Genomic DNA, 10378 nt, shown 5'->3' with positions numbered 1-10378 from the left:
CTTCCTGCATACAGCCCTGATTTAAATCCTATAGAACAGATGTGGGCATGGGTTAAACGTAAGCGTAAAGAATGGTTGATCGACTCAGTCGATGAATTATTTCGAGTTTTTTTCGAATCCTGTATGGATAATAAAGTAGTTTGACTATATTCCGATACGGATCCTTACCACCACCTAAAGCAATTCATAAATTCCATGACCGCCAATACGGCGGTTTTCTCATTTTTAAGAGGTCGATATGGCTCAATATTTATTTGGTGCCGGTAAAATCTTTGCCACACCATTACAGGATGTGCACGGTAATCCAATCACCAACGGCACACCAGTTGAAGTGGGCGTACTGCAGTCAACGTCAGTTGATATCAGCTATGACTTAAAAGAACTCTATGGTCGTGGTCAGTTCGCCGTGGATGCGGCACGCGGTAAAGGTTCGATTAAGTGTAAAGCGACAATGGGTCGTATTAATGGTGCATTGCTCAATTCCATTTTCTTTGGTGGCGTGGTCACTGAAGGTGGTATTACTGCAGTCGCTCAAACCATCAATGGTGAAGTCGTTGCAGCGTCAGTAACGCCAGTGGTCCCAAATACCGGTACATTTGTGAAAGACTTAGGTGTGACAGATGCCAAAGCTATTCCATTAAAGCGTGTGGCGAGTGCACCGGTTGCAGGTCAATACAGTGTGGATGAAGCGACAGGTGTTTATACCTTTGCAGCAGCTGATGTGGGTAAAACGGTATTTATCAGCTTTAAATACACAGCGACGGTGGCAGGTGCCAAGTCAGGTGTCGTAAGCAACTTGGATATGGGTTATACGCCTGAATTCAGTGTTGATCTGATGCGTGACTACAAGGGTAAATTCTTTGGTATGGAATTCTTCCGCTGTGTCAGTAATAAGCTTGCGTTCAGTTCAAAACAGGATGATTACGATCTACCTGAGTTTGAATTCCAGCCAATGGCCGATGATTTAGGCCGTGTCTTCAAATGGACTACTTCGGAGTAATACCAGATGCAATTTAACCAGGTCGAAAACCCACGTGGTAATCCGCTTAAAATTAATGGCCAGATTTGGATTTTTGCGCCGTTGTCATTAGGTGCTGCTGAAAAGCTAATGCCAAAGCTTAAAACCTTTGATCCAAGTGACTTTGCTTTAGTGGCAGATGTTGCTTATGGCTCTTTAAAGCGTAACTATCCTGACATTACACGTGAATTTATTGCTGATGAACTGCTTGATGTTGGTCACGTGAACGCCGTATTTGAAACGGTCATGGGGGCTTCTGGTCTGATTTATACAGGTGAAGACGAGCAGGCAACTGATTCGGGGGAATAGACTGGGAGGAGCTGTACACGCATTTGGTGCTGACATTGGGCAAGGATTACGACTATGTGCGTAATGAATTGGATTTCCCAAGAGTCAAAGCATTGAATGCGTATCACAAGCAGTGTCCTCCCAGCCATGTTGGCATTCAGCGTCTGTGTCGGATCCTTGAGGCATTTATGGGGATTGATGACAGTACAGGTTCAGATGATCCGCAAACCGATGATGAAGATGATTTGTTTGCGGATCTGCAGAACTTTCCTCAGGGTGACTAAGGTTGCCCTATTTTAATAAAAATAAAAGAAATCATGTTATAAAATTAAAAAATGTGTTTCAAATGAACTGAAGAAGAATTTCTATGAAAGGATTTGTATACCTGCTGCTGAATCCAACTTTCCCGAATATGGTTAAGATTGGGAAAACTACAAAAGATCCAGAGGTCAGAGTTAAAGAACTTTCTAGAGCTACAGGTGTTCCAACACCATTCAAACTTATTTATCAAATATTTGTGTCGAACTGTGATGTTGTTGAGAAAGAAATTCATTTTGAACTTCAAAATAATGGGTTAAGAAATACATCTAATCGAGAGTTTTTTAACATAGAGCCTTTCAAAGCTATAGAATTATTTAAGGAATATGAAGAGAGATTCAGAGTGGGTGATGATTCTGAGTATCAAGATAAAGAACAAGATGAAGTAGAAAATGAATATTTAATTGAATATACGTTTGAACAACGAAACGGTACCAAATGTGATAGAGCGAAGATTTTAATGGATGAGTATAGAAAGATTTCCCATGATCCTATACAAAAATTCACTCTTCTTAAAACAGCCTATAATTATGGGTGTTTAGAAGCTGGGGTTGAAATGGCTCTTAATTATGATTATGAAGATATGATGTCAGAAATGGAAAAATTTGATCATATTTTAGATGTAGTTGGTAAAATAGCTTATATAGAAGATTCAGATGAAGATGAGAAAATAATTCAAGATATGCTTCTACACAATAAATCTTATGTAATTGAGTTGTTAGATAGAGCTATATTAATTAGTAACCTACAAGAAAAATTTGATGCTTCCAGATATTTATTAGGTACAATTTTTAATGAGTTTAGATCAGTTTTCGAAATTGAAATTTTATTGTATGCATCAATATTTAATAATAATGAAATTAATGAAGTCATTAATAAACCATACTTTATAAAAGAGTATTTAAAAAATCATTTGAATTTATCAGAAGATATTAATGTTCATGAGCTTAATACTCTTCCTTTAGTTATATCTAATTCCTTGAGACGTTGGTACACATATTACGATCGCCTATCAAATTCAGTTTATATGTTATTGCAGTCATTTTTCTCCTATGACCATGCTTATTATGAATTCATGCTTGAGGATGAAGATATTGATTTCAAGTACAGGCTTACTCAATCCTACCGTAATTATTGTCAATTTTTAGTTGAGAAGAATATGTTCACTGATATGAATTCAACTATAGAAAAGATTAATGAATGTGATTATTACTTAGAAAAACTGCATTCTACGTAATTATTTTTTCTTAAAGACAAACCGCCTCACGGCGGTTTTTTTATGCCTGTGAGATAGGAATTATGAGCAACAATCGAGTGGAAGTGCACGTTGGTGCGAAGACTTCCGAACTTAAAAAAGGTATGGGTGATGCTGAAAAGATCGTTAGCGACGGCGCTAAACGGATTGAGGACACAGGGAATAAAGTAAAATTTAAGCTGGATTTCTCAAGCATTAAAACTGGTTTGGATGACATAACCAAAAATATAAATAATAAGTTTGAGGATATTGGCAAATCAATCTCAGGAAATCTGACTAAAAGCTTTGCCGCGATAGGAGTTGGTATAGCGGCTTCTGTTGGGACGGCGGCTATTGGACTAGCGTCATTAACATCTGAAGTTGGTCGAGCATCTAAAGAATTGGAAATTCAAGCACGCTTGGCTAATACAACCACAAAAGAATTCCAAGAGTGGGCATTTGCTTCTAAATCAGTCATGGTTGAGCAAGATAAACTATCTGACATCATGAAAGATGTGAATGATAAGTTTGGTGACTTCATGCAAACTGGTGGCGGAGAAATGGCTGATTTCTTCGAGAAAATTGCACCGAAGGTAGGTGTAACCGCTAAAGAGTTCCAAGGTCTTACTGGTCCACAAATCCTCGAAAAGTATTATCAAACTTTAGAGAAAGCAAACGTATCCCAAGCTGAGATGACTTTCTACATGGAGTCAATCGCTAATGATGCAACGCTATTGGCTCCATTGCTTGAGAATAATGCAGAAAAGTTAAAGCAATATTCAAATCAAGCACATGAGCTTGGCTTGATTATGGATCAGGATGCAATTGCGAAGACTAAGGAATTCAATACTGCTTTAAGTACAATCCAGCAAACGATCGACGGTGTATTCACAAGACTGGCAGCTCAAGCAGCACCAGCGCTGACAAACCTGGCAAATGATTTCCTTGGTTTTGCATCAAGATCCAGAGAGGGTATTGATAGTGCAGTCACGGCGATAATCACAATATTCGAAAGCCTTCTCGATATTGTTCAAAGTCTATTTAGTACGATCAGTGGGATTTGGAGTGATTTAACAGCTGATATTGGTGATGGAGCGATTCAACAAGTAGGGTTTATGGATCTAGTCGCTGGTGCGATGAATGGATTCGCAGCTGTGGCAGTTGGTCTGAAAGTTAGTATTGAAATTGCTTTTGCTGCTATTCGTGCGGTCGTTGCTACAGTGTGCCAAGCAATCAACATTTCAGTGAATACTGTAATGAATGTGTTTGGAAGTTTCCGGGATACGATTCAATATGGTCTTGATGTCTTGTCTATTAAGTTTCAGACCTTTGGCAATGTTGTTAGCAATGTTTTGAACTTTAACTTCTCGGCTGCCAAAGCATCATGGGAAAGTGGTCTATCACAATTAGGTTCAATTACTGATCGCTATACAGGTCAGATGCAGTCGCGTCTAACCAATTTAAAAACAAGTTGGAATACCGGTGTAAGTAATACAGCTAATGCTTGGGGTACAGCAGGTTCAGCTATTGTGAACTCCGCAACAACGGGTGGGCAAAGACTTCAAAATCTGTTCTTAAAAAATCCTACTGTAGTCGGAACTGCACCACCACCTACACCATCACCAACATTTAACCCAAATAAGGGTATTGGCACAGGGGTCAAAGACTCTAAAGGAAGTTCGGCCAAATCAAAAGCTGATGCTGATGCAAAAGCAAGAGAGAGGGCAGCAGAGCAAGCAGCTAAAGCACTTGCCGATATCCGATACAAGTTTGCGACAGAGGAAGAAAAGATTGCTCTGGATCTTAAGAAAGCTTTGTCTGATATCGAGAAATCAAAAGTCACAGATGTTGAGAAAGTAAAATTTAGAATCGTCGCTGAAAAAGAGGCAAGCGATAAAACAATTGCTTTGCGTGTTAAGGAATTTGAGGATATTAAAAAACTCAAAGAGCAACTCATTGAAAATGATCTACTCATTGCGCAGCGTTCCTATGAAATAGATAAAGCTAATATCCAAGCTGAATTTGATGCTAAAAAGATTTCAAATGTTCAAAAAGCACGGCTTGAAAAAGAGTTAGAAGACAAATTGCGTGAAATTAAACGCAGAGGGCTTGAGGATCGACTTGCACTTGAAAACCAAATGTCTGGTATCTCAGGGAAACAAGGCAATCAGAATCAGATTATGAACAATATTTCTGATTTGGATACTGATCAAAAGGTTTCCGATACCAAGCAAGTAGGAGTTCTTTCAGATGCTCAAATGAAAGACTTTGAAGATAAGTTTGGTGGTTTGACGTCACGTATGTCTGGACTATGGGACAAAGGCATTCAGTCTATGATGAATGGCACGCTGACATGGAAAAATGCCATGAATGCTATTTTCACTGAATTGGCTGGGGCATTTGTTCAAAGCATGATCACAGCGCCAATGAAAAAGTACGCTGCAAGCTTAGCAACTCGATTGGCTGTAAAGCTTGGATTCATCAAAACTGAAACCGCTGCTGAAGTTGCAGGTCAAGCTGCACAGACTGGCGCCGTAGTGGCAGGTGAAACTACCAAGACCATGGCAACCAGTACAGGTGCCTTAGCACGTTTGGCCATCAAAGCGGGTGAAGCAATCAAGTCCATCATGATGTATGCCTGGGAAGCGATGGCGGGTGCATTTAAAGCCATGGTATCCATTCCTTACATTGGTCCAGTGCTTGCTGTGGCGGCTGGTGCTTCAGCATTAGCATTGGTCGGTGGTCTTGCTGGCAAAATCAAATCTGCTCGAGGAGGTTACGACATTCCTGCAGGTGTGAATCCAGTAACTCAATTGCACGAAGAGGAAATGGTCTTGCCTAAACAGCATGCCAATACGATCCGTGCTTTGGGTAAAAACTTAACCTCCGATGGAGGAATAGGTGGAGGCGGTGGCAGTTCAGCGCAAACCTTTAACAATTTCACGATTCAAGCATGGGATTCAAAAGACGTTCGCCGTTTTATGGAAAAGCATGGTCGTGAATTGGCGGGTGGTCTGAAAGGCTATAACCGTAATTTTGGTCGATAAGGGAGAAAATCGTGTCTGATGTATTGTTTCCTGAATTGCCAGGACTGGAATGGGATCTCAGCAAGAAGCCTATTTTCAATACAAAGATCATGGAATCGGTGAACGGTCGGGAACTTCGAGCAAGTTACCAGGCCGTTCCCAAGTATGAAATATCTTTGTCATTCGGCTTTCTTCGTGAATCGAAAGGACGTAATGAACTACAGCAACTCGAAAGTTTCTTTTTAGAACGCCGTGGTGCATTCGATTCCTTTCTTTTCAAAATGCCAGAGGATTGCGATTACACGTGTTCTTACAGTGGTGATGGTAGTACGACAAGCTATCAACTGTATAAGCAGATGCATACATCCGTAATTCCTTTGGCTCATACAAAGGCTGAGACAGTTTTTGAAGTGGATCCAACGTTTTGGAATGAAAACGACAATCAGCAATTTTGGAGCGATAACGACGATGATCTGTTCTGGGATGACACGACCGCTCAAGTCACCAAGTCGGGCATGGTTACGCTTTCAAAGCCATTGAAACAAGGTCATAAGTTTGAGGTCAAAGGGACGTATTACTATCGTTGTCGCTTTGCCGATGACGAACAGCAATACACCAATTTCATGAGCAAATTATGGAAAGCAAACAAAGTTGAAATGATTGGCTCATTGGGAAATAAGGTATGAGAACAGCATCTCCACAGCTCATTGCATTACTTAATGAAGATCAGTTTGTGATGGCAGATCTCTACACCATCACCACTGTTCAAGGTGATGAATTCCGATATACGAATTATGACTTTGATTTGAATGTTGCTGGTCAAACATATAGTTCAAGTGGTCCCATCATCAGTCGTGAAGGGATCAGCCTGTCACTCGGTATTGAGGTTGATAATTTATCGATCAGTATTGATTGTATTGATGATAATGAGTGGAACGGCATCAATGTTGTTCGTGCTTTTCATAATGGCCAATTAGATGGTGCTCGATTTAAGTTAGAGCGCATTTTTATGGACATGAATACACCAACGGACACCAGTGCCGGTACGATCAAGTTGTTTGAAGGTAGAATCATTGAGCCTGACTTAGATCGTAATTCAATTCAAGCCAGTGTTGCATCAGATCTGGATGAATTGAATGTGCAAATGCCTAGAAACCTGTATCAGCCAAGTTGTACCAATACGCTATTTGATACGGCATGCGGTCTATTGCGTCAAAATTTCATGGTGCAAACGATGATTGAAGCAGGCAGTACTACAGCTCGAATCTTATGTCAGGTGAATCAGCCTCAAGGTTGGTTCACGCAAGGCGTGATTGAATTTTTAGACGGTGGCAATGCAGGTTTAAAACGGACGATTCGCATGCATGAATCGGGGGCTTTATTATTGACTTTGCCATTGTTGGAAACACCGCAGGCAGGGCAACGAATCAAGGTTTATCCAGGATGTGATAAACGTCTTGAGACTTGCCAAAATCGTTTTAACAATTTCGCTCGTTTCCGTGGTGCACCTTTTATACCGGTACCAGAAACAGCAGTTTAACCTAATTTGTATTAATCCATACCCAGCCATTGAGCTGGGTTTTTTTATGGGGTGAGAAAATGCCTTTACCTACGCCAGCGGAAATACGTGACCGCACGAAAACCAATGCTCAGATGCGCGAAATGATGGCGCAGATGGCTGAGAATGTTGAATCAAAAGATAGTGCTGCTCATAAAATTGCGGATGGAATGAGTGCAGTCTTCGATGATTTCGTAGATACACTGGGTTTGAACATTACACACAAATCTATGGTGGCAAGTTATGTGATTGGATCCTTACTCGGCAACAGTATTAACTCACCTTCCAGCTTTTCAACTACTAGTGAAACAACGCGTTCTAAAATATTTAAAGTTGAGCCGGGCACTCTATACACTGTTGCCAAACAACTATCAAACAGGTTTAGAATTGCAGAATTCTCTAATTTCCCAATTAATGGATCAACGCCGGTATATTTTACAAAAGATGAAAATGTTTCATCCGTAAAAGACGGGAATGCAGAATATTTTACATTCACAACTCAGCAAGCCACTTCTTATATTGTTGTTTACGCTTCAATCACATCAGAAGAGCCTGTTTTGCATTGTTATGTAGGAGACTATGTTCCCTTCCAGAGCAGTGTCGTCATTGATAAGCCCGTTGAAATGAACGGAGAACTTAATTTAAACGCAGGTCTCCGAGTTCCGGGTGAATTTACATCCGGAAATATTGTATTTGGGAAAAATTTATTTAGAGAAAGTTTTTATTTAGAAGGCAATATTGTATTAAGCGGAGCTGTTGGAACAGCGCAAAAAATTATTGTTGGAACAACAACAGTAAATGCAAAAACTGCTGTTTTAAAAATCAATCCGAATACAACGTACACTGTTAGTAAGTCACAATCGGATCGTTTTAGAATTGGTCTTTGTGATGTGAAACCAACTTTGGGAACCGCAAATATTGAGATTATTGCGGGTGAGAGTAATGATAGTTCTAGTCAATTTACATTCACAAGCAAAAACACAACAAACTATCTAGTACTCTACTTGGCTGCAAATACAGTAGCCCCCAATGAAGTTCAGCTTGAACTTGGTGATGTAGCAACTACGTATGAGTCTTTCGGCTATAAGTTTTTCCCCGAAGCGAAAAGCCTTAGCCAAGGTAATGCAAATGTTTACGACTATGCTGGTATCGGAAATGCTAATTTTCTATCAAAAGCAACTTCAACTGCTGGCGCGTGGGCTAATTCAAGCTACACGATTCCTGCACATGATGATACACAGACACTGCAAGACTTATTCGACAGTGCGAAAGGTGTAGTGTCATTAGAGCCTAATAAGAAATATAAAATTACAGCACCAATTATTGCCGATATTTCTAAAGCTAAGCTAATAAAAGGCAACATGGCTCATATTGTGGTTGTTGGTGATTTTGAAGCATTTCACTGGGTCGGTACTTTGACAAGTTCAGCGAATGCTGGAGCATTAAACAGAAAGCTTGCATTAAACGAAATGAGTCCATTGGTAGTGGCTTTGCGGATTACAAATCCAATGGAAGTTTTGGGAACTGCATTTGTTGTTGAAAAATGTATGTCTCCAAACTTTTTAGCCTGTAATTTCAGCTATCTGAAACGCGGTATTGTATTTCGCGGCACTAACAGAAATGCAATCATTTCCGCTACACATATTTATGCTTGTTATGACTATGGAATTCATTTTGAAGAAGGTGGTGATATACATCAGATCAATATCACTGGCTCGCATATTTCGTACTGCAGAAAAAATATTTTTAGTGAAAACCATAATATCTACAACATTCAAATAACCGGTTGTGATATCGAAACTTCGAGTTATCCAGTAGCTGAATGTGATATGCACTTCTTACAAACATCTGCAATTCTTGAAGATTTAGAAATTACAGGTTGTACCATTGAAGACCACTGGAACACTCAAAAAATGATTGTGTTACAAGGGGGGGCAGGGAATATTAGCGCAGTAACGATAGCTGGAAATGTTACTGGTAATAGTGCAGGTTGTGCAATTGAAGCAAGTGGTGTCATTAATATTGACATCTCAGGGAACTTTAAAGCATGTCGTGGGTATGCGATTGATATAGTTGGGTATGCCAGTGGTGTCAAAATTAATATTCAGACAGGAGGGAGTCAAGGTGGTGGATTATTACGGGCTGTTGGCAACTTTAACATTCAAGGATTAAATCTTAATGGTTCGAGTTGCACAGGCACAGTTAATCAGCAACCAGTTTTGATTGATGTGAACAGTATTAACTATTCAAGTTTTTCAAATATGATCTTGAAAGTCAGTGAATTAACAGTAAATGCTGAAACATCTAAACGACCAGCAGCAATGCACATTAAAGCGAAGAACATGAGACTTGTTAAAGTTGACGACAATATTATCGACTCAAATGTAACGCTTGATGATGCAATTAAAGTTGAATGTTCTGGAACTGTAGTGAAAGGTTCTATGAGCAGAAATATGTCAACTTCGGGTTTATTTACTGCACCTGCAACTTTCATTGTTGATGGTAACGCATGATGAAAAACATAGAAGCTGTTGCCGAAGCGATGACCTGGCTCGGCACGCCCTATCATCATCAGGGGCGTGTCAAAGGCGTGGGTGTGGATTGCGGAACGTTGATCTGTGAAGTCTACGAAAAAGTGGGCTTGATGGATCATTTGGATCCGCGACCATATCCACCGGATTGGCACATGCACCAGCTCGGTCAACGATATTTAGAGCACGTTTTATCTGTGTGCTATGAAGTCGATGAGCCACAGCCTGGTGACATTGTTTTATACCACTTTGGCAAGTGCATCAGTCATGGTGCAATTGTCGTCGAATGGCCAACGATTATTCACTCCTATATTCATCAAGGAGTAATACTCCAAGATGGCACAAAAGGAAGTCTAGCTCGCAGAATTGCGGGCTTTTTTCGTATGAAGAGGCTAAAAGAATAAT

General features: G+C 40.1%; 10 protein-coding genes. All 10 read left to right on the top strand.

All coding sequences use genetic code 11. The features are described 5' to 3' along the window. Window positions 1-39: 39 nt before the first annotated feature. The 10 genes from F890_RS19415 to F890_RS09660 all read left to right on the top strand — a co-directional run bounded on the left by F890_RS19415 (window position 40) and on the right by F890_RS09660 (window position 10377). Complete coding sequence (locus tag F890_RS19415) at window positions 40-144, top strand: hypothetical protein (RefSeq protein ID WP_416037008.1); 105 nt, start codon at window positions 40-42, stop codon at window positions 142-144. 94 nt (window positions 145-238) lie between these two features. Then, window positions 239-1000: a hypothetical protein gene (locus tag F890_RS09700; protein WP_005266672.1), complete on the top strand. Its 762-nt coding sequence runs from the start codon at window positions 239-241 to the stop codon at window positions 998-1000. A gap of 6 nt (window positions 1001-1006) precedes the next feature. Next, window positions 1007-1327 (top strand): hypothetical protein, encoded by a 321-nt coding sequence (locus F890_RS09695; RefSeq protein ID WP_005266670.1) that lies wholly within the window; start codon window positions 1007-1009, stop codon window positions 1325-1327. 26 nt (window positions 1328-1353) lie between these two features. Then, on the top strand, window positions 1354-1590 hold the full coding sequence (locus F890_RS09690; protein ID WP_026056531.1) for a hypothetical protein: 237 nt from the start codon (window positions 1354-1356) through the stop codon (window positions 1588-1590). 83 nt (window positions 1591-1673) lie between these two features. Then, complete coding sequence (locus tag F890_RS09685) at window positions 1674-2861, top strand: GIY-YIG nuclease family protein (protein WP_005266668.1); 1188 nt, start codon at window positions 1674-1676, stop codon at window positions 2859-2861. Window positions 2862-2923: 62 nt separating this feature from the next. After that, window positions 2924-5905: a phage tail family protein gene (locus tag F890_RS09680; protein WP_005266667.1), complete on the top strand. Its 2982-nt coding sequence runs from the start codon at window positions 2924-2926 to the stop codon at window positions 5903-5905. Between the two features lie 11 nt (window positions 5906-5916). Further along, window positions 5917-6570 (top strand): DUF2460 domain-containing protein, encoded by a 654-nt coding sequence (locus F890_RS09675; RefSeq protein WP_005266666.1) that lies wholly within the window; start codon window positions 5917-5919, stop codon window positions 6568-6570. Continuing rightward, window positions 6567-7424, top strand: a complete 858-nt coding sequence (locus tag F890_RS09670; RefSeq protein ID WP_005266665.1) for a DUF2163 domain-containing protein — start codon at window positions 6567-6569, stop codon at window positions 7422-7424. The genes F890_RS09675 and F890_RS09670 overlap by 4 nt, the downstream gene beginning before the upstream one ends. Window positions 7425-7483: 59 nt before the next feature. After that, window positions 7484-9955, top strand: coding sequence for a hypothetical protein (locus tag F890_RS09665; protein ID WP_005266664.1), 2472 nt, complete (start codon window positions 7484-7486; stop codon window positions 9953-9955). Next, window positions 9955-10377 (top strand): NlpC/P60 family protein, encoded by a 423-nt coding sequence (locus F890_RS09660; protein ID WP_026056532.1) that lies wholly within the window; start codon window positions 9955-9957, stop codon window positions 10375-10377. Before F890_RS09665 ends, F890_RS09660 begins: the two co-directional genes overlap by 1 nt. The last annotated feature ends 1 nt before the right edge of the window (window position 10378 follow it).

Source organism: Acinetobacter sp. CIP 64.7, from assembly GCF_000369745.1.
GTDB lineage: Bacteria > Pseudomonadota > Gammaproteobacteria > Pseudomonadales > Moraxellaceae > Acinetobacter > Acinetobacter fasciculus.
This window is presented reverse-complemented; position numbering and strand designations above follow the sequence as displayed.

Excerpts from the sequence above, each read along its gene's own strand:
- F890_RS09685 (WP_005266668.1), top strand. The coding sequence starts at position 1,674 with ATGAAAGGATTTGTATACCTGCTGCTGAATCCAACTTTCCCGAATATG.
- F890_RS09695 (WP_005266670.1), top strand. The coding sequence starts at position 1,007 with ATGCAATTTAACCAGGTCGAAAACCCACGTGGTAATCCGCTTAAAATT.
- F890_RS09665 (WP_005266664.1), top strand. The coding sequence starts at position 7,484 with ATGCCTTTACCTACGCCAGCGGAAATACGTGACCGCACGAAAACCAAT.
- F890_RS09680 (WP_005266667.1), top strand. The coding sequence starts at position 2,924 with ATGAGCAACAATCGAGTGGAAGTGCACGTTGGTGCGAAGACTTCCGAA.
- F890_RS09660 (WP_026056532.1), top strand. The coding sequence starts at position 9,955 with ATGAAAAACATAGAAGCTGTTGCCGAAGCGATGACCTGGCTCGGCACG.
- F890_RS09700 (WP_005266672.1), top strand. The coding sequence starts at position 239 with ATGGCTCAATATTTATTTGGTGCCGGTAAAATCTTTGCCACACCATTA.
- F890_RS09670 (WP_005266665.1), top strand. The coding sequence starts at position 6,567 with ATGAGAACAGCATCTCCACAGCTCATTGCATTACTTAATGAAGATCAG.
- F890_RS19415 (WP_416037008.1), top strand. The coding sequence starts at position 40 with ATGTGGGCATGGGTTAAACGTAAGCGTAAAGAATGGTTGATCGACTCA.